Origin of the sequence: Brevundimonas sp. UBA6550 (assembly GCF_002434505.1) — a bacterium.
GTDB lineage: Bacteria > Pseudomonadota > Alphaproteobacteria > Caulobacterales > Caulobacteraceae > Brevundimonas.
Map to the genome: position 1 here is coordinate 92,869 of NZ_DJKE01000003.1, position 21,870 is coordinate 114,738.

A 21,870-nucleotide genomic window follows, 5' to 3' on the forward strand; every position below is an offset into this window, starting at 1 on the left:
ACCATCCCCGTTAACGATAGTCGGGCCGGGGATATCCGCTTTTGTTCCGCCGCGAAGGCCGAAGTCATCCCCGTCATTCCACCGCCCTACCTGCCACTTCGAATCTTTTAATTCTTATTTTGATTAGGGATTGAGAGCGGGGGGCTGTGACCTTAATCGTCCGGCATGACCGATCCGACCCAGAACGCCGATCAGACGCCCTTGATGATACGGGCTCTCCGAGGAGAGACGCTGGATCGTCCGCCCGTCTGGTTCATGCGCCAGGCCGGGCGGTATTTGCCGGAGTATCGTCGGCTGAGAGCCGAGGCGCCGGACTTCATCGCCTTCTGTCTGAACCCGGAGATGGCGGCCGAGGCGACGTTGCAGCCTATGCGGCGTTTCGGCTTCGATGCGGCCATCGTCTTCGCCGACATTCTGTTGATCCCGCGCGCCTTGGGTCAGGACGTCTGGTTCGAGACGGGCGAGGGGCCCCGGCTTGGCGAAATGCCGATCCCCGGTCGGATGGCCGAGCTGGCGCCGTCGGCGGGCGAGCATCTGTCGGCGGTGGGGGAAACTCTGTCGATCGTGCGCGCGGCGCTGGAGCCCGAGCGCGCCCTGATCGGGTTCGCCGGCGCGCCCTGGACGGTGGCCACCTATATGCTGGACGGCGAACACCGGACCATCGGCAAGGGCGAACGCGCCCAGGCCCGCACCTACGCCTACGCCGATCCCAAGCGCGTGGACGAGACGCTGGAGGTTCTGGTCGAGGCCACGGCCCGGTATCTGAAGATGCAGGCCGACGCCGGCGCCCAGGTGCTGAAGATCTTCGAGAGCTGGGCCGAGGGCCTGCCCGACGATCTGTTCGAACGCCTGGTCCTGAAGCCCCACCAGGCGCTTGTCCGGCGCACGCGGGAGCTGGGGGTCACCGTGCCGCTGATCGGCTTCCCACGGGGCTCTGCGGCGCTTGCAGAGCGGTATGCCGAACAGGTCGAGGTCGACGCCGTCGCGCTCGACACCGCCTGTCCTATGGAGGTCGGCAAACGGGTGCAGCGGATCAAGCCGATCCAGGGCGCCCTGGACCCGCTTCTGCTCCGTGCGGGCGGCGACATGCTGGACCGCCGCGTCGATCAGCTGATGGAGGCCTGGGGTCAGGGGCCGTGGATCTTCAACCTGGGCCACGGCATCCTGCCGGACGTGCCCATCGACCATGTCGAACAGGTGTTGAAACGGATCGGCGCCCAATGACCGATGCGCGGGATGGGGCGGGGTTGAAGGGGCGGCGGATCGCCGTGGTCCTGTTCAATCTGGGCGGGCCGGACGATCAGGCCTCGGTCAAACCCTTCCTGTTCAACCTGTTCAACGACCCGGCCATCATCGGCCTGCCCGGCCTGTTGAGGACGCCGCTGGCGCGGATGATCTCCAGCCGGCGCGAGGCCGCCGCCCAGGCCAACTATCGCCTCATGGGCGGGGGCTCGCCGCTGCTGGCCGAGACGACAGCCCAGGCCGAGGCGCTGCAGACCGCGCTGGCCGAACGGCTGAAGGGTGACGAGGTCAGGGTCTTCATCGCCATGCGCTACTGGAATCCGCTGACCGAGGAGACGGCCGCCGACGTGGCCGTGTTCGGCCCCGACGAAGTGGTGCTGCTGCCGCTCTATCCGCAGTATTCGACGACCACGACCCAATCCTCGCTGCAACTGTGGACCGCGACCTATGCCGGATCGGGCGTCAGCCGGGCGGTCTGCTGCTATCCCCAGGCCGCCGGCTGGATCGCCGCCCAGGCCCAGGCGATCGGTCAGAAGCTGGACGAGGCGGGCGACGCCCCGGTGCGGGTGCTGTTCTCCGCCCACGGCATTCCCGAAAAATTGGTCAGCGGCAAGGGCGATCCCTATCAGGAGCAGGTCGAGACGACCGTCGCCGCCGTGGTCGCAGAGATCGAGGCCCGGCGCGGCCCCATCGACCACGCCCTCTGCTATCAGAGCCGGGTCGGACCGATGAAATGGCTGGGGCCGTCCACGCCCGAGGCGATCCAGACGGCGGCCGACGACGGGGTCGGGGTGGTCGTCACCCCCATCGCCTTCGTCTCCGAACATATCGAGACCCTGGTCGAACTGGACATCGAATACGCCGAACTGGCCCACGACAAAGGCGTCCAGCCCTATCTGCGCGCGCCCGCCGTCGGGATCGAGCCGCTGTTCATCGACGCCCTGGCCGAGGCGGCCGTGGGGGCCTTGGGCCGAACCGGCGTCGCGCCGCACGGCCACGGGTGCAAGGCGGACTGGAAGGCCTGTCCGCATCGTAACGGGAGATACGCGGCATGAACCTGTATGATCTGGCGCGCGGCCTGCACATTCTGGCGGTGATCGCCTGGATGGCCGGGATGCTGTTCCTGCCCCGCCTCTACGCCTACGACGTCGAGCAGAACGCCAAGCCCGAACCGTTGCGCAGCGAGATGCAGGGCCTGCTCCGCCTGTGGCAGACGCGGCTGCTGCGCATCATCGTCAATCCGGCGATGATCCTGGCTTGGGGGTTCGGCCTGTGGCTGATCCACATCGACGTCTCTGCGCGGGGCGCGGCGTTTCTGGCCGAACCCTGGATGGTGACCAAGCTGGTCGGCGTCTTTCTGCTCAGCGGTTGGCACGGCTTCCTGGCGGCGCAGCGAAAGAAGATCGCGGCCGGCACGTCGAAATATTCCGGCAAGTTCTGGCGTATGACCAACGAGATCCCATTCGTGCTGGCCATCATCATGGTGCTGTCGGTGACGACGGAATGGCGGTTCGGCTAGGCGGCTCCGCTTGACCTGGGCCGCCGGCTGTGGTTCCGCTGGCGGCGAACCGTTCGACCCTGGCGTCGGCGGTCCCTCTCTTCTTCGCGACGCCTGCCGGTTCGACCAGCGGGACGCCGTTGCGCCCTCCTCCGGCCGAAAGGCCAGACATTCCTTAGAGACCCGACGCCGCAGCGATCGTCTGCGTGCGCCCGCGAGCCTGCATCATGACCGACGTCCGCGACACCAATCCCGACACACCCGAAAACGAAGGCGTGGAGGCCGAAGCCCCCACCCATCACGGCGCCCAGCATGAAGCCGGCGAGGCGGCGGGCGCCGATTCCGGCGTGGACACCACGGCCGACGAGGACGACGACGGCGAACCTGTCGTCGCCAACGGCCGCATCACCCTGGCGGAACTGAACGAAAAGACGCCGGCCGACCTGGTCGCCTTCGCCGAACAGCTGGAAGTCGAGAACGCCTCCAACCTGCGCAAACAGGACCTGCTGTTCGCCATTCTGAAGGCCCTGGCCGACGAAGAAGTCGAGATCATCGCAGACGGCGTGCTGGAAATCCTGCCGGACGGTTTCGGCTTCCTGCGCAGCCCCGACGCCAACTATCTTCCGGGTCCGGACGATATCTATGTGTCGCCCTCGCAGATCCGCCGTTTCGGTCTGCGCTCGGGCGATACGGTCCACGGCGCCGTGCGCGGCCCGCGCGAGGGCGAGCGTTACTTCGCCCTGCTGAAGGTCGACACGATCAATCTGGAAGACCCGGAGCTGGTCAAGACCAAGGTCCTGTTCGACAATCTGACGCCCCTCTATCCCGAGGAGCGGCTGCATATGGAAATCCAGGACCCGACCCTGAAGGACCGTTCGGGCCGCGTCATCGACATCGTCGCCCCTCTGGGCAAGGGCCAGCGTTGCCTGATCGTTGCGCCGCCGCGCGTCGGCAAGACGGTGATGTTGCAGAACATCGCCAAGTCGATCGAACGCAATCACCCGGAAGTCTTCCTGATCGTCCTGCTGATCGACGAACGCCCGGAAGAAGTCACCGACATGCAGCGCACCGTGAAGGGGGAGGTCGTGGCCTCCACCTTCGACGAGCCCGCCACCCGCCACGTCGCCGTCGCCGAAATGGTGATCGAAAAGGCCAAACGTCTGGTCGAGCACAAGAAGGACGTGGTGATCCTGCTGGACTCCATCACCCGTCTGGGCCGCGCCTACAACGCCACCGTCCCGTCGTCTGGCAAGGTGCTGACCGGCGGCGTCGACGCCAACGCCCTGCAGCGTCCCAAGCGCTTCTTCGGCGCCGCGCGTAATGTGGAGCAGGGCGGTTCGCTGACAATCATCGCCACGGCTCTGATCGACACCGGCAGCCGCATGGACGAGGTGATCTTCGAAGAGTTCAAGGGCACCGGCAACTCCGAAATCGTGCTGGACCGCAAGGTCGCCGACAAGCGCATCTTCCCCGCCATTGATGTGCTGAAGTCCGGCACCCGCAAGGAAGACCTGATCACGCCGAAGGATCAGCTGGCCAAGACCTATGTCCTGCGCCGCATCCTGAACCCGATGGGGCCGCAAGACGCCATCGAGTTCCTGCTCGACAAACTGCGTCAGTCGAAGAACAACTCCGACTTCTTCCAGTCGATGAACACCTGAGACGGCGTGCGCCGTCGGGCGTTCTGTTTCACGTGAAACGGAGCTGAGGCCGATGAAGATCAATGTCGAAGTCGATTGCACCCCGGCCGAGGCGCGGGCCTTCCTCGGCCTGCCCGACGTCACCCCGCTGAACGACGCCATGGTCGCCGAGATGCAGAAGCGGATGCAGGACAATGTCGCCGCCATGCAGCCCGAGGAGTTGATGAAGACCTGGACCAGCTTCGGCCTTCAGGCCCAGGACCAGTTCCGGCGCTTGATGGAAGCGGCGGTTAAGTGATCGGTGACCTCCGCCCGTAGAACGGGGAGGACGCGCCGCGCCAACGTCCGCAGGGGTATGGCGAGGAGACCTGATGACCGACACCATCTTCGCCCTCGCCACCCCGCCCGGTCGCGGAGCCATAGCCGTAATTCGGTTGTCGGGGCCGGCCGTCGAGGCGACGCTTGCCTCGCTGGGGGGGCATCGGCTCAAGCCGCGCATGGCTTCGGTCCGCAACCTGACCCACCAGGGCGCCACAATCGACCAGGCGCTGGTGTTGCGGTTCGTGGCCCCGCATTCCTATACCGGCGAAGACTCGGCCGAGCTTCATCTACATGGCGGTCGGGCGGTGGTGGAGGCCGCCAGCCGCGCCCTGATCGCGCTGGGCGTCCGGCCGGCTGAACCGGGCGAGTTCACGCGCCGGGCCTTCCAGAACGGACGAATGGATCTGGCCCAGGCCGAGGCGGTCGCCGACCTGATCGACGCCGAGACGACCGCCCAGGCGAAACAGGCGCTGGGCCAGCTCGACGGGCGGTTGAGCGAAACCTACGCCGGCTTCCGCCGCGATCTCCTCCACGCCCTGGCCCTCGTCGAGGCCGAGATCGACTTCCCGGACGAAGAGGTGCCGGACAATCTGGCGCGCACCGCCGGCCCGGTGCTGGACCGTCTGATCGAAGATCTGCGTCGCGCCATCGACACCGGCCGGCGCGGTGAGCGGGTGCGGGACGGATATCGCATCGTCCTGATCGGCGAAACGAACGCGGGCAAGTCATCGTTGTTCAACGCGCTGATCGCGCGCGAAGCCGCCATCGTCACCCCGATCGCGGGAACGACGCGCGACGTGCTGGACGCCGAACTGGTGATCGGCGGCTATGCTGTCACCCTGTCCGATACGGCGGGTCTGCGCGAGAGCGACGATCCCGTCGAGGCCGAAGGTGTCCGTCGCGCCCGCGCGCGGGCGGAACAGGCGGATCTTCGTCTCTGGGTGCGCGCGCCGGGCGACCCAGCGGGGACCGCCGCCGATTACGTCCGCCCCGGCGATCTAATCGTCGCGACCAAAAGCGATCTCGGCGACCACGATTTCGGCGATGACGGGTTGAGTGTCAGCACGACGACCGGACAGGGGCTTGCCGCTCTGCATGACTGGATCGCCAGCAGGCTGGCGCGTGACCTTGCCGGTTCCGACTTCCCTGCCGTCACCCGTGAACGGCACCGCCTTCGTCTCAGTGAGGCGCTCGCCGCCGTCGAGACGGGTCGCGTCGCGCTGGATATTGCCCCTGAAATGGCGGGGGACGATTTGCGGCGCGCAGCCGAGGCCCTGGCGCGGGTGACAGGCGCTATTGGTGTGGAAGACATACTGGGTCAGGTCTTCTCCACCTTCTGCATCGGCAAATGACGCCTTAGCCATACCGCTGTTTCACGTGAAACAGCATCCGCTGTGCCCGCCTGTCACTGGCGAAATGCGCTGACTTGGCCTATGTGGCGCGGATGAGCGATCCTACTGAAATCGTCTTCGACGTCGTCGTCATCGGCGGCGGTCACGCCGGCTGTGAAGCGGCTGCGGCATCCGCGCGGGCGGGCGCGCGCACGGTCCTGCTAACGCAGAAGCTGGAGACCATCGGCGAGATGTCCTGCAACCCGGCCATCGGCGGCCTGGGCAAGGGGCATCTGGTGCGAGAGATCGACGCCCTTGATGGGGTCATGGGGCGTCTGGCCGACGTCTCGGGCATCCAGTTCCGTCTGCTGAACCGTTCCAAGGGCGCCGCCGTTCGTGGGCCTCGCAGCCAGATCGACCGTCGCCTTTATCGCGAGGCCATGCAGGCCGAAATGGCCGCGACGCCGAATCTGACGCTGATGGCTGGAACGGCTGAGCGGTTGCTTCTGGAGGGCGACCGGGTGGTCGGCGTCATGACGGGTGCGGGGGAAACGATCCGCGCCGGCGCCGTAGTCCTGACCACGGGCACCTTCCTCAATGGCGTCATCCACCGCGGCGACGCGCGTATTCCAGCCGGGCGGCACGGCGAAGATCCGTCGACGGGATTGGCGGCCGACCTCCACGTCGCCGACCTGACCATGGGACGATTGAAGACGGGCACGCCGGCGCGGCTGGACGGCCGCACCATCGCCTGGGACCGTCTGGAAATGCAGCAGGCGGACGAGACCCCCTCCGCCTTCTCCTTCATGACCGACGCCATCGCCGTGCCGCAGATCGCCTGCGGCGTGACGCATACGACGGAAGAGACGCACCGCATCATCGCCGAGAACCTGGGCGAGAGCGCCGTCTATGGCGGTCGGTTGTCGGGGAGGGGACCTCGCTACTGCCCCTCTATCGAGGACAAGGTGGTGCGCTTCGCCGACAAGACCAGCCACCAGATATTCCTGGAGCCGGAGGGCCTGGACGACCCGACCGTCTATCCGAACGGCATCTCGACCTCCGTTTCGGAGACGACGCAACTCGCCTTCTTGCGGACCATTCCCGGCCTGGAGGCGGTCGAGGTGTTTCGCTACGGCTACGCCATCGAATACGACTATGTCGATCCGCGTGAGTTGACGCCCTCTCTCGAGGTGAAGAAGCGGCCCGGCCTTTATCTGGCCGGTCAGATCAATGGCACGACCGGCTACGAGGAGGCGGCGGCCCAGGGTCTGATGGCGGGGGTGAATGCGGCGCGGGCTTCGGGCGGGCAGTCGCCTGTCATCCTGGGACGAGACCAGGCCTATATCGGCGTCATGATCGACGACTTGGTCACGCGCGGCGTGACGGAGCCGTATCGGATGTTCACCAGTCGCGCTGAGTATCGTCTGACCCTCAGAGCGGACAACGCCGATCAGCGGCTGACGCCCTTAGGTATCGACCTGGGCATTGTCGGCGAGGCGCGCCGCCAGCGGTTCGAAGCCAAGGCGCTCGCACTTTTGGAAGCGGGCGCTGTTTCACGTGAAACACTGTTTACGCCGAACGAGGCGGGCGGGCTGGGGATCACAGTGAATGCCGACGGCCGGCGCAGGTCCATGCGCGAGCTGCTGGCCTTCCCGGATGTGACGTTGGACCAGTTTCTGCCCGCCGTGCCGCAGATCGCGTCCTGGGCCGACGAGGTCCGCGAACAGGTCGTCATCGACGCCGGCTACGCCAACTATCTGGACCGTCAATCGCTCGACGCCGAAGCTCTGAGAACAGAGGAGGCGCTGACCCTGCCGCTCGATCTCGACTATGGAGCGATCGGTGGGCTTTCCAACGAAGTGCGGGAGAAGCTGACGCGGGTGCAACCGATGACCTTGGGCCAGGCCGGACGGATCGAGGGTATGACGCCCGGCGCGCTGACGGCGCTGCTCGCCCATGTGAAGCGCGGACACCGCACGACGGTCGCCGCCTGATGCTGGACGACGAAAGAGCCGCGTTTCAGACCCGCGCTCAAGCCACCCCAGCGCAGCTTTCGGATCTGGAGGCTTTTCGCATTCGGCTTGAAGACGCCAATGCGGTGATGAATCTCGTCGGGCCGGACAGCCTGCCGGACTTCTGGAACCGTCATGCCTGGGACAGCGCCCAACTGATGCAGATGGCGCCCGAGGCGTTGACGTGGGCGGACATTGGGGCGGGGGCGGGGTTCCCGGGCGTCGTCCTGGCGATCCTGGCCAAGGGCCGCGCCGACGCTCACGTCTGGCTGGTCGATTCGTTGGGCAAGCGATGCCGCTTCCTTCAGGAGGTGGTCGATGCGCTGAACCTGCCGGCCACGGTAATCAATGGCCGGGCCGAGGAGCAGCGGATCAGATGCGATATCGTGACCGCGCGGGCGGTGGCGCCGATGGACAAGTTGCTGGGTTATGCACAGCCCTACTTTGAAAGGGGTGCACAAGGTCTGTTCCTGAAGGGGGAGAAGGCCGAATCCGAGTTGATCGAAGCACGGAAATCCTGGCATTTCGAAGCGGAACTGGCCCCGTCGCAGAGCGACCCACGCGGCCGCATCGTGACAATTCGGAGTGTTCGACGTGCCCGCAGTCGGTCGTAAGAAACAGCCCGCACGGGTTCTTGCCGTGTCCAATCAGAAGGGCGGTGTGGGCAAGACCACGACCGCGATCAATCTCGGCACAGCCCTGGCGGCCATCGGCGAGCGTGTGCTGATCGTGGACATGGACCCGCAGGGCAATGCTTCGACAGGACTGGGTGTTCCACGTGAAACACGGCGCGTCACCATTTACGACGTGGTCGTGGACCAACGTTCCATCGATGATGCCGCGGTTCAAACCACGGTGCCTGGCCTCTGGATCGTGCCGGCGGACGCCGATATGTCGGGGGTCGAAATCGAGTTGAGCCAGGCGGATCGTCGGTCCTATCGCTTGCGCGACGCCCTAAGGGCGCACGACGACGGCCCTACCGCGTATGACTATGTGCTGATCGACTGCCCCCCGTCGCTGAACCTTCTGACGTTGAACGCCATGGCGGCGGCGGACGCGGTTCTGGTGCCGTTGCAGTGCGAATTCTTCGCGTTGGAAGGGTTGAGCCAACTGATGCGGACCATCGACATGGTCAAGCACAGCCTGAACCCGTCGCTAGAAATCCAGGGCCTTGTCCTGACGATGTTCGACCGCCGCAGCGCCTTGTCGGGGCAGGTGGCGAACGATGTCCGCGCCCATTTCGGCGACAAGGTCTATGAGAGCGTCATACCGCGCAATGTTCGCGTGGCCGAGGCGCCGTCCTTCGGTAAGCCGGCCCTGATCTACGATCTGAAATGCGCCGGCAGCCAGGCCTATCTGCGTCTGGCGCGCGAGGTCGTGAAGCGCGAGCGGCAACGGCTGAAGCTGGCCGCCTGAACCCTGGAAGAAACGGAACAAGTATCTTGGCTGAACGACAAAGAGGTCTGGGCCGCGGCCTGTCGGCGTTGATGGGCGAGAATGCGGAGGCGCCGGTGGCTGCCGATGCGCCGACGCCCGCCGGAGTGCGACGCGCACCTATCGAAAGCCTGAAACCAAACCCAGATCAGCCGCGCAAGGTCTTCCGTCAGGAGGACCTGGAGGAGCTGACGGCCTCGATCCGTGACAAGGGCGTGCTTCAGCCGATCCTGGTGCGCACCCAACCGGGCGAGGAGGGCGTCTGGCAGATCATCGCCGGCGAGCGTCGCTGGCGCGCCTCGCAGGCCGCGCGTCTGACCGAGGTGCCGATCGTGGTCCATGAGATGGACGACGTGGAGGTGTTCGAGGTCGCCATCGTCGAGAACGTGCAGCGCGCCGATCTGAATCCGCTGGAAGAGGCCGAAGCCTACCGGGTGCTGATGGAGCGGTTCGGTCGCACCCAGGACGCGGTGGCGGGCGTTGTCGGCAAGAGCCGCAGCCATGTGGCCAACACCATGCGCCTGCTCCAGCTGCCGGAGCGGGTGCTGTTCTATGTGCGCGAAGGCAAGCTTTCGGCGGGCCACGCGCGGGCGCTGATCAATACGCCCGACCCCGGGCAGCTGGCCGATATAGCCTTCGTCGACGGCCTCAGCGTGCGTGAGACCGAGGCGCTGGCGCGACGGGCGGTCGAGGGGCCGAAGCCGCCCAAGGCCCGGTCCGGGGGCGCCAAGGCGGGCGGCGGCGGCGGATCGGCCGATGTGGTCGCCCTGCAGCAGGATCTGGCCGACGCCCTGGGGCTGAACGTCCAGCTGACCGACCGCGACGGCAAGGGCGAACTGACCATCCGCTACGGCACGCTGGAACAGCTGGACGATCTGTGTCGTCGCCTGATGCGGGGTTGAGGCTGGGATGTGATAGGGTGGGCGGATGACCGATCAGAACACGCCCACCGCCGCCGAAAAGCTGAAACAGGCGCTCGCCGCCAAGAAGGCCAAGGCGGGCCATGGCTTCAACGCCCAAGTCGGCGCCAAGGCCGAGGAGAAAACCGTCGCCGCGCGCAATGTCGCCATGGCTCAGCCGGCGTTCCGAAAGGCCTCGAAGCGGGGCTAGAGCCCCAGCCGCCTGGCCCGACTGGCGATCTCCAGCAGCAGACGCTCTGCGATCAGTTGGTCGGGCATGCCGGTCGTTTTGGTGGCGACGTCGGCGGTGTTGATGCTGTCCATCACCTCGTCCAGCGCTTCCAGACGCCAGGACCGGGCCTGACGCAGCATTTCCGCCTCCTGTTTCCAGAAAACGCCGGCGGCCTTGGCGGCCTCCTTGGCGTTCGCGCCATTGGCCTGCAAGATGTTGATACGGCGTAGCTTTCCCAGATGCATGGCCGCGAACCGCACGGCCATGACCGAGGATTCCCCCTCGGCGAAGGCGCGTCTCAGGCCAGACTGGGCGGGGGCGGGGCGGGCGCCGAAGGCCTGGAGGGCGGCGTCGGACAGCGAGGCGTCGGGTTCGACGCCCAGGTGCTGCTCCAAGGCGTCCATGTCCAGTGTCCGGCCGGAGCCGGGGCCGATGAACAGGGCCAGACGCTCGATCTCCTGCCGCATCAGGCCGCGTTCGCGGGGCAGGCGGGCGACGAACCGATCCAGGGCGTCGGAGGTCAGGCCGACCTTGTCGCTGCCCAGGGCCTCGCGCACCATTCGGGCCACGTCGCCGGTCTCGTCCTCGTAACAGACGATGCCGACCGCGCCGTCTTCCTTTTCCGCCGCCTTCCGCAGGGCCGATTCGCGACCCAGCTGGTCGGCCTCGACCACCAGCATGGCGTCGGGATTATAGCCGCCCTGGGCATGGATCTTCAGCGCGGCGGCGACCGCCTTGTCCACGCCGGGCTTCAGCGCCGACAGCCGGATGCGAACCAACCGGCGCCCGCCCATCAGGGACATGGCCGTCAGGGCCTCTTCCAGCCGGGTCTCGTCGCTGTCGATGTCGCTGTCGGTCAGCACGGTGACGTTGAAGGGGTCGTTCAGGTCGGGCGTGACCGTTCGACACAGCGTCTCCGCTCGCTCCGCGACGCCCGATCGGTCCTTGCCGTGGATGACCGCCGCGCGGATCGCCGGATCGGGCGCCTTCAGGAAGTGTTCGATCTCAGGGCGTTTGGCCAGGATCACGGGTTGGACAGGGCCTGCATGAGGTCCAGCCGGATCAGGCGAGCCAGTTCCGACGCCGCACGCTCCTCGCCGTCCTGCTGAGCGGCGATGGCGGCATAGGGCTGGTCGGCGGCGGCGTAGGTGGTCGTGACCGTCTCCGTTCCGGTGATCGGCGCGCCGCCCGAGGCGGGGGTCAGAGTCCAGGTCGCCTTGACCGTCAGTTCGTAACGGGTCGCGGTGTCGTCGATGCGTCGGCCCAGCGAGCGGCGGTTCTGCTCGACCTGGGTGGTCAGGCGATAAAGCGGCGTGGCCGCCCGATCCCAGGCCAGGGCGTCCTCCAACTGCTCGCGCAGGCGATAGCCCAGCCGATCGTCCTGGGTGGTCACGACGATGCGGCGCAGCGACGACCCCACGGCCGGCTCGGCGTACAGGGGCGTGAACCCGCAGGCCGACAGGGCCAGCCACCCCGCGACCGAGGCCAGAACGGCCAGACCCGCCGCGCCCCGCATCAGCCGGCCACCAGATTGACGATGCGGTCCTTGACCACCACGATCTTCTTCACGCTCAGACCCTCCAGCCGCGCCTGCACCGTCTCGTCGGCCAGGACCAGCGCTTCGACCTCGACCGGCTCCATGCCGCGCGGCACGCGGATTTCCGCGCGACGCTTGCCGTTGATCTGGATGGGCAGGACCACCTCGTCGTCGGCCGCCAGCGCAGCGTCCCACACGGGCCACGGCGCGTCCAGAACCATCCCGTCCTCGCCCAGGCGCGTCCAGCACTCTTCGGCCAGGTGTGGGGTGAAGGGGGCGATCAGGCGGGCCAGCGCCGACAGGGCCTGACGCCTGGCGTCGCCGCCGGCCTGGGCGCCGTCGCGAATGGTGGCGACGAAGGCGTAGAGTTTGGCGATGGCCGAGTTGAAGCGGAAGCCTTCCACCCCTTCGGACACGGCCTTGATGGCCTTGTGCGTCTCGCGCAGCAGTTCGGCGTTGGCCTTGTCCTCGCCGGCGAAGGCGGGATCATAGGCGTCGAACAGCGACCAGGCGCGCTGGACGAAGCGGCTGGCGCCCTCGACGCCGCCGGGGGTCCATTGCACGTCGCGCTCGGGCGGACTGTCGGACAGGACGAACAGACGACCGGCGTCCACGCCGTGGCTTTCCAGGATTTCGGCCGGGGCGACGACGTTCTTCTTGGACTTGGACATCTTCTCGATGTCGCCGATGACCAGGGTCTCGCCGGTCGACAACTGCCGCGCCGAGCGCACGCCGTTGTCGTTGCTCAGTTCCACGTCGGTCGGCTCGACCCAGGCGCCGTCGGGCCGGCGATAGGTCTCGTGGACCACCATGCCTTGGGTGAACAGGCCGGCGAAGGGTTCCTTGACCGACAACATGCCGGCGTCCGACAGGGCGCGGGTCACGAAGCGGGCGTAGAGCAGGTGCAGAACCGCGTGCTCGACCCCGCCGATATACTGATCCACCGCCAGCCAGCGGTCGGCGGCGGCCTTGTCGATCGGCGCGTCGGCGGTCGGGTCGGTGAAGCGGGCGAAATACCAGCTGGAATCGACGAAGGTGTCGAGCGTATCGGTCTCGCGCGTCGCATCCTCGCCGCACGACGGGCATTTGACGTGTTTCCAGGTCGGGTGCCGATCCAGCGGATTGCCCGGCACGTCGAAGGTCACGTCGTCGGGCAGGACGACCGGCAGCTGATCGGCCGGAACCTCCACAGGGCCGCACGACGGGCAGTGGATGATCGGGATCGGGCAGCCCCAGTAGCGCTGACGCGACACGCCCCAGTCGCGCAGCCGATAGATGGTCTCGGCGCGGCCCTGACCGGCGGCCTCCACCCTGGCGATGGCGGCGGCCTTGGCGGCCTCCACGTCCATTCCATCCAGGAAGTCGGAGTTGAAGATCCGGCCCGGCCCGACATAGGCCTCGGTTCCGATCTCGATGGTGTCCACATCGTCGGGCTTGACCACCGGCGTCACCGGCAGATCGTATTTGCGGGCGAAGTCCAGGTCGCGTTGGTCGTGGGCGGGGCAGCCGAAGATGGCGCCCGAGCCATAGGTGGACAGGACGAAGTTGGCCGCCCAGACGGGCAGGGTCTTCTCCGGATCGAAGGGGTGGCGGACGCGAACGCCCAGATCGACGCCCAGCTTTTCGGCCTTCTCGATCTCCGCCTCGCTGGTGCCGGTCTGGGCGCAGGCCTTGATGAAGTCCGCCACGTCCGGCCGATGTTCGGCGATGGCCTTGGTCAGCGGGTGGTCGGGCGCCAGGGCCAGGAAGCTGGCCCCGAACAGGGTGTCGGGGCGGGTGGTATAGACCTCGATGGGATCGCGGGCGTGGTTCGGCTCACCCTCGGGCGAGGCGGGCAGGAAATCGGGCGCCTCGGCGATGGGCCACCACAGGGTCGCGCCCTTGAACTTGCCGATCCAGTTCTCCTGCATCAGCCGGACCTTCTCGGGCCAGCGGTCCAGGGTCTTCAAGCCCTCGATCAGGTCGTCGGCATAGTCGGTGATGCGCAGGAACCACTGGTTCAGCTTGCGCTTCTCGACCACGGCGCCCGAGCGCCAGCCGCGGCCGTCGATCACCTGTTCATTGGCCAGGACGGTGTTGTCGACCGGGTCCCAGTTGACGACGCCGTCCTTGCGATAGACCAGGCCGCGTCGATACAGCTCCAGGAACCAGGCCTGCTGCTTGCCGTAATATTCCGGGTCGCAGGTGGCGAACTCGCGCGACCAGTCCAGCGACAGGCCCAGCAGTTTCAGCTGCTCGCGCATCGTGGCGATGTTGGAGTAGGTCCAGCCCTTGGGATGGATGCCGCGCTCCATCGCCGCATTCTCGGCCGGCATGCCGAAGGCGTCCCAGCCCATCGGGTGCAGCACGTCGAACCCTTGCGCGCGCTTGGACCGCGCCACGACGTCGCCCATCACATAGTTGCGGGCATGGCCCATGTGGATGTTGCCCGACGGATAGGGGAACATCTCCAGCACATAGTATTTCGGACGGCCGGCATCCTTCGTGACGAAGGCGGACGCCTCGGCCCAACGGGCCTGCTGGCGGGGTTCGGCGGTCTTGGGTTCGTAACGGGCCACGGTCGTCCTGAAAGTCGAAAAGGGCGCTGACGCCCTCCCGACTGAACTAGCCCGAAGGACGACAGCGCCCAAGAAGTAATGCGTTTCGGCGTTCCAGCAGATCCGACGAAACTAGACCAGTCGGCGCTCAAGCAGCCCGAAGGGCGATAGCGCCTACGAAGACACTAATGCTGGCGATCAGCCGGCGTTGGACAGGTTCAACTGGCGCGCCTTGGTCAGGATGGCGTTTTCCAGATCGGCCTCGGTCTGGGCGGCGACCGGGGCGGCGGTCCATTGGCCGTCGGCGCCCTTCACTTCCTTGGTCACCGTGACGTTCAGCGCGTCGGCGCGCAGACGGGTGTCCAGGATGAAGACGGTCGCCTTGAAGCGCTCGTTCGGCGTCTGGGGGTTGATATACCAGTCGTAGTTGATGACGCCGCCCCACGGATCGGCGGTCAGCAGCGGCATGAAGCTGAGGGTGTCGAGCGAGGCGCGCCACAGATAGGCGTTCACCCCGATGCCCTGCTGGGCGTTCGTCTTGGGCGCGGACTTCTTGCCCCCGACGAAAGGCACGCTCGAGCAGGCCGAAAGCGACGCGCCCAGGGCCACGCCAGACACCAGCACGACCGCGACGTTGCGAACCAGGGCCTTGTTGAGGCTCATCAAGAGAAGTCTCCGTAAACTCAGGGACGTGGGAGCCCTCGCTCGCACGCGCGCACGACGCGATGAAACGCCGACTGCACGGCTCTATAACACGGTGAAAAGGGGCGATGACAAGGCGAAGTCGCAGCGGACGATCACCGGCGCCCCGCCCCTTTGCGACAAAGCCGCGTCATTCGACCCGAACCGGCCCAAATCCCGTGACGCTTGAGCCACATGCGCCGACAACAATGACGGGGAACCTTGTTATCGAGCGGTCATTCCGTTGACCGGGCCGGCGCCCGGTGTCTAATCGCCGCGCTCACGACCATATAAGGTCGGTCCGGGGGTTGAAACGTCGCCATTCGGCGGGGTTCGAAGGGTTTGGTTATGCGGTTCGGTGGTTTCCTGGCTGTGATGATGGCGACGACGGCGTTTGCCGCGTCGACGTCGGCGCTCGCCCAGAGCGCGTCCAGCACGGTCTCGCTGTCGGAAGCCCAGGCCGCCCAGCGCAATACGCCCGCGCCGCAGCGTCGCGGCCTTCGTCTGAACGACCGTGGCCGCTGGGGTCTGGACTTCAACCTGAACCAGCCCGTCGGCCGCGAGACCGACTGGGGCGATGTCGAGGCGGGCGCCTACTATCGTCTGAACGACCGTCTGCGCGTCGGCGCCGCCGCCGCCGTGGCCACGCCCGAGGCCGATCCGGCCCGCGCGCCGGAAACCAACGGCCGCGCCCAGCCGCGCGTGCGTCTGGAAACCATCTTCAAGTTCTGAGCTTCGGCGGCTCGCCGAAGGCCGCCTGAATCGCATCGACGCCCGCCAGGCCGCAGGCGCCGATGATCCGGCTGGCGTTGACCGCGTCGATTCCCCCCAGCGCATAGACCGGCAGGGCGGCCCGCGCCGCTCGCACGTTGAAATCCTCTGTGCCCAGAGGCGGTTTCGTCGCCGATGCTCCGCCGGCGGCAAAGAGCGGCGACAGGATCAGGGCGTCCAACCCCTCCGTCGTCGTCGCCCCGCCATGCCAGGCGGCGGTCAGCAGCCAGTCGGGCCGGGCCGCGCGCATCGCCGGCGCGCGGCTCGTCGCTCGTTCAGGCAGATGTAGACCGTCCGCCGACACGGTGTGGGCCAGATCGGCATCCAGCCCGATCAGAAGCCGGACCCCGACCTTGGCCGTCGCCTCGCGAAGCTTCCGTCCGGTCTCGACCGCATCCGGCGCCCCGAAGGCGCGATAGATTACGGCCGAACCGGCGGGCAGCCGGGCCGCCGTCTCCCACGGCCGGGGCGTGCGGTCGGGATCGGTGAAGAACAGCAGGGGCGGCAGGGCGGCGGCGTGTGGGCTGACAGCGACGGCGGCGCGGTTTAGAGCGGTCGCGACATCCCAGAGCGTTCGCGCATCGTCGCTGTAACCGGCCGGCAGGATCATGACCCCTTCTTCCCCCGCTTCCGCCCCGCCGTCCATCGCCGAACGGGTCGCCGAGGTCCGCGCGCGGATCGACGCCGCCTGCCGGACGGCCGGGCGCGATCCCGCCGGCGTCGTCCTGACCGCCGTATCCAAGACGCAGGCGCCCGAGGCCATCGACGCCATATTGGCGACCGGCCAGCGCGTATTCGGCGAGAACCGCGTTCAGGAGGCGCAAGGCCGCTGGACCGAGCGGATCGCCGATCTGCCGGGCCTGGAGCTGCGGCTGATCGGGCCGCTGCAGACCAACAAGGCCGAGGACGCGGTCGCCCTGTTCGACGTCATCGAAACCCTGGACCGCGAGAAACTGGCCCGCGCCCTGGCCGAGGCGGCGCACAAACGCGGCCGATCGCCGCGCATACTGGTCCAGGTCAACACCGGCGCCGAGCCCCAGAAGGCGGGCGTTCCGCCCCAGGCGGCTGACGCCCTGATCGCCTCGGCGCGGGATGTCTATGGGCTGACGGTCGAGGGCCTGATGTGCATTCCTCCGGCGGATCAGGACCCGCAGCCGCATTTCGCGATGCTGCGCGCCCTGGCCGAACGCAACGATCTGTCGGTTCTGTCGATGGGGATGAGCGGCGATTACGAGGCCGCCATTCGCTGCGGCGCAACCCATGTGCGGGTGGGCACGGCGCTGTTCGGGGAACGAAATCGGCCCTAAAGGGCCTCTAGCCCGTAACCCGATGTGAATATTCGCACCCCAAGCCTTGGCGCGGGGGCCAAGCCTCGCCATTGTCACTCCTATGCCTACGCCCAAGACCATCCTGATCATCGACGACGACGACGACCTGCGCGAGGCCTTGGCCGAGCAGTTGAATCTGCACGAGGAGTTTCGCACCCAGCAGGCCGCGACCGCCACGGACGGGGTGCGGATGGGACGCGAGATCCGCGCCGACCTTATCCTTCTGGACGTCGACCTGCCCGACATGGACGGGCGCGAGGCCTGCCGCCTGCTGCGCAAGGACGGGGTGTCCACGCCCGTCATTATGCTGACGGCCCAATCGGCGGACGCGGACGCCATCCTGGGGCTGGACGCGGGGGCCAACGACTATGTGACCAAGCCCTTCCGGTTCGCGGTGCTGCTGGCGCGCATCCGCGCCCATCTGCGCAGCCATGAACAGTCCGAGGACGCGGTCTTCACCATCGGCCCCTACGAGTTCCGGCCCGCCGCCAAGGTTCTGATGGACGCCAAGGGCAAGAAGGTGCGGTTGACCGAGAAGGAAACCAACATCCTGAAATACCTCTATCGCGCCGGGGCCAAGCCGGTGTCGCGCGAGGAGTTGCTGACCGAGGTCTGGGGCTATAACGCCGGGGTCACGACCCACACGCTGGAAACCCACATCTATCGCCTGCGCCAGAAGATCGAGCCGGAGCCGGGCCACGCCCGCCTGCTGCTGACCGATGCGGGCGGATACCGGCTGCAGCCCTGAAGCTCAGTCGGTCGCCTTCGGGCGGAGGGTGAACAGCGGCAGGAAGACGTGGACCAGCGGGCCGATGGTCACGGCGTAGAGCACTGTGCCCAGGCCGACCGAGCCGCCCAGCAGCCAGCCGACCGCGATGACGCTCAGTTCGATGGCGGTCCGCACCCATTTCACCGGCCAGCCGGTGCGGGCCACGATGCCGGTCATCAGGCCGTCGCGGGGGCCGGGACCTAGGCCAGCGCCGATATAGGCTCCGCTCGCCACCCCGTTCAGCACGATGCCGGCGATCAACAGGCCGGCGCGCAGCGACAGATCCAGGTCGGTCGGAATCCAGTCCAGTCCGACATTGGCGACGGTTCCGATGACCAGCACATTGGCGAGCGTGCCGACGCCGGGTTTCTGGCGCAGCGGAATCCACAGCAGCAAAACGGCCAGACCGATCAGATTGACCACCAGGCCGAAGCTGATCCCGCCGGCTGCGCGAACCGCTCGAACACGCCCTGGTTCAACACGTCCCAGGGGTCCAGCCCCAGGTCGGCGCGCACGATCAGGGCGATGGACAGCCCGTAGAGAACGAGGCCGGAAAAGAGTTGGATAAGGCGGCGTGTCATGACCAGATCCATGTCCTAAACTGGCTTTTGAAAAAAGGTCCAGTTGTGGCATTCTGGCGTGATGTTCCCTCGCGCCATCGGCACCGTCTCTCTGACCCGCCACCTCGGCGAATGGCGTATGCCGGGCGGCGGCGCAGCCTATCGTCAGCTGGCCGGCGCGGTTCGTCTGCTGATTCTGGACGGTCGATTGCCGCTGGCGGCGCGTTTGCCGGGGGAACGCGAACTGGCCCAGGCGCTGGGGCTGAGCCGGACCACCGTTTCGGCCGCCTATGGCCGGTTGAGAGATGACGGCCTTCTGACGGGCGGCCAGGGCGAGGCGGCGCGCACCAGCCTGCCCAGCGGAGCGAGGCCGGGCCGAGCGCCGATTGAGCAGAGCGGCGCCGAGGCGGGCCTGATCGACCTGACCTCGGCGGTGCTGCCGGCCGACCCCAATGTCCATGCCGCCTATGTGCGCGCGCTGGAGCGATTGCCGGCGAACCTGCCCGGCCACGGCTATGAGACCACGGGGTTGGAGGTCTTGCGCGAGGCGGTGGCGGCCGGCTATCGGCGGCGCGGCCTTGCGACCTCGCCGGGCCAGATTCTGATCACCCACGGCGCCCACAACGGCCTGGTGCATATGCTTCGGCTGACGACGAGGCCAGGTGCGTCGGTGGTGTTCGATCATCCCACCTATCCGCAGGCCATCGACGCCATCCTGGCGGCCGGGGCGCGGCCCGTTCCGGTGGCGCTGCCGGATGGGGAAGGGGAGACGGGCTGGGACGTGGAGGGCCTGGTCGAGGCCTGTCGCGGCAGCCAGGCGGCGATGGCCTATCTGGTGCTGGACCACAATAATCCCACCGGGCGGATGATGCGGGCGGCGGATCGCGCGCGTCTGTTGGCGGGACTGAGGGGGACGGAGACCCTTCTGGTGCTGGACGAAACCCTGGTCGAGCTGACGCTGAGCGGCCCGCCCGCACTCACCGCCTCCGCCGTCGATGCGCCCCGGGTGGTGCGGCTGGGCTCCCTGTCCAAGAGCGTGTGGGGCGGCCTGCGCATCGGCTGGATCCGGGCCGATCGCGCCGTGATCCAGCGCCTCGCCCAAAGCCGCGCGAGCATAGACCTGGGAACGCCGATCCTGGAACAGCTGGCGGCGGTGGAGCTGTTGAACGACGCGGGGGCGGCCCTGGCGGTGCGCCGGCCGCTGTTGCGCGCGCGACGGGATCACCTGCACGCACGGCTGGCGGAACATCTGCCGGAATGGGTCTGTCCGACGCCCGCCGGGGGATTGTCGTTCTGGGCGCGTTTGCCCGCGCCGATCAGTTCCGCCGTCACGATCCAGGCCGAGGCGGAGGGTCTGCGTCTCGCCGCCGGGCCGCGTTTCGGCGTCGACGGGGCTTTCGAACGCCGCCTGCGCCTGCCCTACACCCTGCCCGAGGCTGAACTGGACGAGGCGGTGGCCCGCCTGGCGCGGGCGGCGAGGGCGGTGGACAGGGGCGGCGGCTTCGCGAGGCGGACCAGGCCGGTCGCCGTCTTCTAAGGATCAGATGTCCAGATCGACGGTCACGGGGGCGTGGTCGCTGGGGCGTTCCCATTCGCGCACGTCGTCGTGGATGCGGGCGGTGTCCTTGACCACCGCCGGCGTCAGGCCGGGCGAGGTCCAGATGTGGTCCAGACGCAGGCCCCGGTTGGACTTGCGGAAGTCGGCGGCGCGGTAGCTCCACCAACTGGCCAGCTTCTGCGGCTCGGGGAATCGGTCGCGCAGCACGTCGGCGAATCCGCCCGTGGCCTGAAGCCGGTTCAGCGTCTCGACCTCGATGGGGGTGTGGCTGACGATCTTGGACATGTAGCGGTGGTTCCACACGTCGCCTTCGCCCGGCGCGATGTTGAAGTCGCCGGCCATGACCAGAGGGCGGGCCTTGTCCTGGCGCGCCACGATCTCGGTCAGCTGTTCGTAGAAGTCCATCTTGTGATCGAACTTGGGATTCAGCGCCCGGTCGGGAACGTCGCCGCCCGCCGGGATATAGAAGTTCTGCACGTCGATCCCGACGACGCTGGCAGAGACGCAGCGCGCGTGGCCCAGCTTGCAGACCTGGAAGGTGTCGCTGTCCTCAAGCGGCAGGCGGCTGGCGATGGCCACGCCGTGCCAGCCCTTCTGGCCCGCCACGCGCAGGTGGGGCAGGCCCATCTCCTCGAAGGCGGCGCGGGGAAACTGGTCCGTGGTGCATTTGATCTCCTGCAGCATCAGGACATCGGGCGCGCGTTCGGCGACGAACCGGGCGACCTGGTCGATGCGCAGGCGGACGGAGTTGATGTTCCAGGTGGCGAGGCGAAGGGTCATGCCCTCGTCTAGCAGGCGCGGAGCGTAAAAAAAGCCCGGCCGCGACGGGCCGGGCTATGGGAGGTTCGTCTCTCTCGCCGCCGGGGAGGGGGATATCTTCCGTGGCGGTAGAACGGCCGCCGCCGTTCATGTGCTCAAAGTGTCACTGTCGAATATAAAAGTCAAACTGTCATAATGTCCGCTTGCGCGTGTTCATTATGAAACAGTCCGGCGGCGGATCAGTTTGGGAGCGCAGACGCCGTGGGCGCCGTGGCCCATTCGCCGCGCCATTCGTAACTCAGGGTGACGCAGTGGCGATAGGCGCCGTCCGACCAGCGGCCGACCGCCTGCATCGTCAGGGGGCGGGGCGCGCGAACCCGGCTCATGATCAGCCAGACCTCCTCGGCGCCGGGGCACAGGGCGCGCGACAGGCCGCGACCGTCGCCGTCCTGATCCACGGCGTAGATGTCGTTCTCCGACGCGCCCTGGGGCAGGGCGCGCCGCGCCGCGTCGGGGCCGCCCCGCGAGAAACCGGCCGTGCCGCGCGCGGTGGTGGAGAACAGACGCTCCACCTGAACTGCCCCGAACAGACCGCGCCGCACCTCAAGCGTGACGCCCTTGGTCAGGGCCTGGGTGATGCGATCCGAGGCGTTGTAGGACAGAAAGCGGGTGTCCGCCTGGGCCGGCGACGTCGCCAGCGCGAGGGCGGCGAGACCGACCGGAAGGCCGAGCAATCGGGGGTTCAGGCGACGCATGTTCCC

Annotated in this window: 24 protein-coding genes; 15 read left to right on the forward strand and 9 right to left on the reverse strand. The window is 67.4% G+C overall.

The genetic code is table 11. From position 1 onward, the window contains the following. Positions 1 to 165 precede the first annotated feature (165 nt). From hemE to B3Z70_RS02885, 11 genes are all read left to right on the forward strand, one after another. On the forward strand, positions 166 to 1,224 hold the full coding sequence (hemE, locus tag B3Z70_RS02835) for a uroporphyrinogen decarboxylase (protein WP_292023891.1): 1,059 nt from the start codon (positions 166 to 168) through the stop codon (positions 1,222 to 1,224). Further along, positions 1,221 to 2,297, forward strand: a complete 1,077-nt coding sequence (gene hemH, locus B3Z70_RS02840; RefSeq protein ID WP_292023890.1) for a ferrochelatase — start codon at positions 1,221 to 1,223, stop codon at positions 2,295 to 2,297. The genes hemE and hemH overlap by 4 nt, the downstream gene beginning before the upstream one ends. After that, positions 2,294 to 2,761, forward strand: a complete 468-nt coding sequence (locus B3Z70_RS02845; protein ID WP_292023888.1) for a CopD family protein — start codon at positions 2,294 to 2,296, stop codon at positions 2,759 to 2,761. Before hemH ends, B3Z70_RS02845 begins: the two co-directional genes overlap by 4 nt. Before the next feature lie 206 nt (positions 2,762 to 2,967). Next, positions 2,968 to 4,401 carry a transcription termination factor Rho gene (rho, locus tag B3Z70_RS02850; RefSeq protein ID WP_292023886.1) on the forward strand — a complete coding sequence of 478 codons (1,434 nt, stop codon included), beginning with the start codon at positions 2,968 to 2,970 and terminating at the stop codon, positions 4,399 to 4,401. A 52-nt stretch (positions 4,402 to 4,453) separates the two neighbouring features. Next, positions 4,454 to 4,678: a DUF6489 family protein gene (locus B3Z70_RS02855; protein ID WP_087121545.1), complete on the forward strand. Its 225-nt coding sequence runs from the start codon at positions 4,454 to 4,456 to the stop codon at positions 4,676 to 4,678. A gap of 73 nt (positions 4,679 to 4,751) precedes the next feature. Continuing rightward, positions 4,752 to 6,053 carry a tRNA uridine-5-carboxymethylaminomethyl(34) synthesis GTPase MnmE gene (gene mnmE, locus B3Z70_RS02860; RefSeq protein ID WP_292023884.1) on the forward strand — a complete coding sequence of 434 codons (1,302 nt, stop codon included), beginning with the start codon at positions 4,752 to 4,754 and terminating at the stop codon, positions 6,051 to 6,053. A 92-nt stretch (positions 6,054 to 6,145) separates the two neighbouring features. Continuing rightward, positions 6,146 to 8,026, forward strand: coding sequence for a tRNA uridine-5-carboxymethylaminomethyl(34) synthesis enzyme MnmG (mnmG, locus tag B3Z70_RS02865; protein ID WP_292044613.1), 1,881 nt, complete (start codon positions 6,146 to 6,148; stop codon positions 8,024 to 8,026). Next, positions 8,026 to 8,658, forward strand: coding sequence for a 16S rRNA (guanine(527)-N(7))-methyltransferase RsmG (gene rsmG / locus B3Z70_RS02870; RefSeq protein ID WP_292023880.1), 633 nt, complete (start codon positions 8,026 to 8,028; stop codon positions 8,656 to 8,658). Before mnmG ends, rsmG begins: the two co-directional genes overlap by 1 nt. Next, complete coding sequence (locus B3Z70_RS02875; RefSeq protein WP_292023878.1) at positions 8,639 to 9,460, forward strand: ParA family protein; 822 nt, start codon at positions 8,639 to 8,641, stop codon at positions 9,458 to 9,460. Before rsmG ends, B3Z70_RS02875 begins: the two co-directional genes overlap by 20 nt. A gap of 26 nt (positions 9,461 to 9,486) precedes the next feature. Continuing rightward, the gene (locus B3Z70_RS02880) at positions 9,487 to 10,380 is read left to right on the forward strand and encodes a ParB/RepB/Spo0J family partition protein (RefSeq protein WP_292023876.1); all 894 of its coding nucleotides are present in this window, start codon (positions 9,487 to 9,489) and stop codon (positions 10,378 to 10,380) included. A 25-nt stretch (positions 10,381 to 10,405) separates the two neighbouring features. Then, entirely contained in the window at positions 10,406 to 10,588 is a 183-nt protein-coding gene (locus B3Z70_RS02885) for a hypothetical protein (RefSeq protein WP_292023874.1), read from the forward strand. Here the strand turns inward: B3Z70_RS02885 and holA are convergent. The 4 genes from holA to B3Z70_RS02905 form a co-directional block, all read right to left on the reverse strand. Next, on the reverse strand, positions 10,585 to 11,637 hold the full coding sequence (gene holA, locus B3Z70_RS02890; RefSeq protein WP_292023872.1) for a DNA polymerase III subunit delta: 1,053 nt from the start codon (positions 11,635 to 11,637) through the stop codon (positions 10,585 to 10,587). The genes B3Z70_RS02885 and holA overlap by 4 nt on opposite strands. After that, on the reverse strand, positions 11,634 to 12,125 hold the full coding sequence (gene lptE / locus B3Z70_RS02895; protein WP_292023870.1) for an LPS assembly lipoprotein LptE: 492 nt from the start codon (positions 12,123 to 12,125) through the stop codon (positions 11,634 to 11,636). The genes holA and lptE overlap by 4 nt, the downstream gene beginning before the upstream one ends. Further along, positions 12,125 to 14,704, reverse strand: a complete 2,580-nt coding sequence (gene leuS / locus B3Z70_RS02900) for a leucine--tRNA ligase (protein WP_292044615.1) — start codon at positions 14,702 to 14,704, stop codon at positions 12,125 to 12,127. Before leuS ends, lptE begins: the two co-directional genes overlap by 1 nt. A gap of 177 nt (positions 14,705 to 14,881) precedes the next feature. Further along, positions 14,882 to 15,346, reverse strand: a complete 465-nt coding sequence (locus tag B3Z70_RS02905) for a DUF3576 domain-containing protein (RefSeq protein ID WP_248120710.1) — start codon at positions 15,344 to 15,346, stop codon at positions 14,882 to 14,884. 366 nt (positions 15,347 to 15,712) lie between these two features. Here B3Z70_RS02905 and B3Z70_RS02910 point away from each other — a divergent pair, with 366 nt between their 5' ends. Next, complete coding sequence (locus B3Z70_RS02910) at positions 15,713 to 16,096, forward strand: NtrZ family periplasmic regulatory protein (RefSeq protein WP_292023867.1); 384 nt, start codon at positions 15,713 to 15,715, stop codon at positions 16,094 to 16,096. On the opposite strand, the gene B3Z70_RS02915 is transcribed toward B3Z70_RS02910, so the two are convergent. Continuing rightward, positions 16,086 to 16,745: a thiamine phosphate synthase gene (locus B3Z70_RS02915; protein WP_292044617.1), complete on the reverse strand. Its 660-nt coding sequence runs from the start codon at positions 16,743 to 16,745 to the stop codon at positions 16,086 to 16,088. The genes B3Z70_RS02910 and B3Z70_RS02915 overlap by 11 nt on opposite strands. Between B3Z70_RS02915 and B3Z70_RS02920 the strand changes: the two genes are divergently transcribed. Together B3Z70_RS02920 and B3Z70_RS02925 are read left to right on the forward strand one after the other, a co-directional pair. Next, on the forward strand, positions 16,744 to 17,442 hold the full coding sequence (locus B3Z70_RS02920) for a YggS family pyridoxal phosphate-dependent enzyme (RefSeq protein WP_292044619.1): 699 nt from the start codon (positions 16,744 to 16,746) through the stop codon (positions 17,440 to 17,442). The two genes, B3Z70_RS02915 and B3Z70_RS02920, sit on opposite strands and share 2 nt — an antisense overlap. 82 nt (positions 17,443 to 17,524) lie before the next feature. Then, a complete protein-coding gene (locus B3Z70_RS02925) occupies positions 17,525 to 18,211 on the forward strand; it encodes a response regulator transcription factor (protein WP_055755062.1) in 687 nt (228 codons plus the stop codon). Positions 18,212 to 18,214: 3 nt separating this feature from the next. Here the strand turns inward: B3Z70_RS02925 and B3Z70_RS02930 are convergent, their stop codons facing one another. After that, a complete protein-coding gene (locus B3Z70_RS02930) occupies positions 18,215 to 18,655 on the reverse strand; it encodes a YczE/YyaS/YitT family protein (RefSeq protein ID WP_292044620.1) in 441 nt (146 codons plus the stop codon). Beyond that, positions 18,643 to 18,813 carry a hypothetical protein gene (locus B3Z70_RS02935; protein WP_292044622.1) on the reverse strand — a complete coding sequence of 57 codons (171 nt, stop codon included), beginning with the start codon at positions 18,811 to 18,813 and terminating at the stop codon, positions 18,643 to 18,645. The genes B3Z70_RS02930 and B3Z70_RS02935 overlap by 13 nt, the downstream gene beginning before the upstream one ends. Before the next feature lie 61 nt (positions 18,814 to 18,874). On the opposite strand from B3Z70_RS02935, the gene B3Z70_RS02940 reads away from it, so the two are divergent. Then, a complete protein-coding gene (locus tag B3Z70_RS02940; protein WP_292023897.1) occupies positions 18,875 to 20,329 on the forward strand; it encodes a PLP-dependent aminotransferase family protein in 1,455 nt (484 codons plus the stop codon). 3 nt (positions 20,330 to 20,332) lie between these two features. Here B3Z70_RS02940 and B3Z70_RS02945 read toward each other — a convergent pair whose 3' ends face one another. Further along, positions 20,333 to 21,130, reverse strand: coding sequence for an exodeoxyribonuclease III (locus B3Z70_RS02945; RefSeq protein WP_292023858.1), 798 nt, complete (start codon positions 21,128 to 21,130; stop codon positions 20,333 to 20,335). Positions 21,131 to 21,348: 218 nt separating this feature from the next. Then, entirely contained in the window at positions 21,349 to 21,864 is a 516-nt protein-coding gene (locus tag B3Z70_RS02950) for a hypothetical protein (RefSeq protein WP_292044624.1), read from the reverse strand. Positions 21,865 to 21,870: the final 6 nt, after the last annotated feature.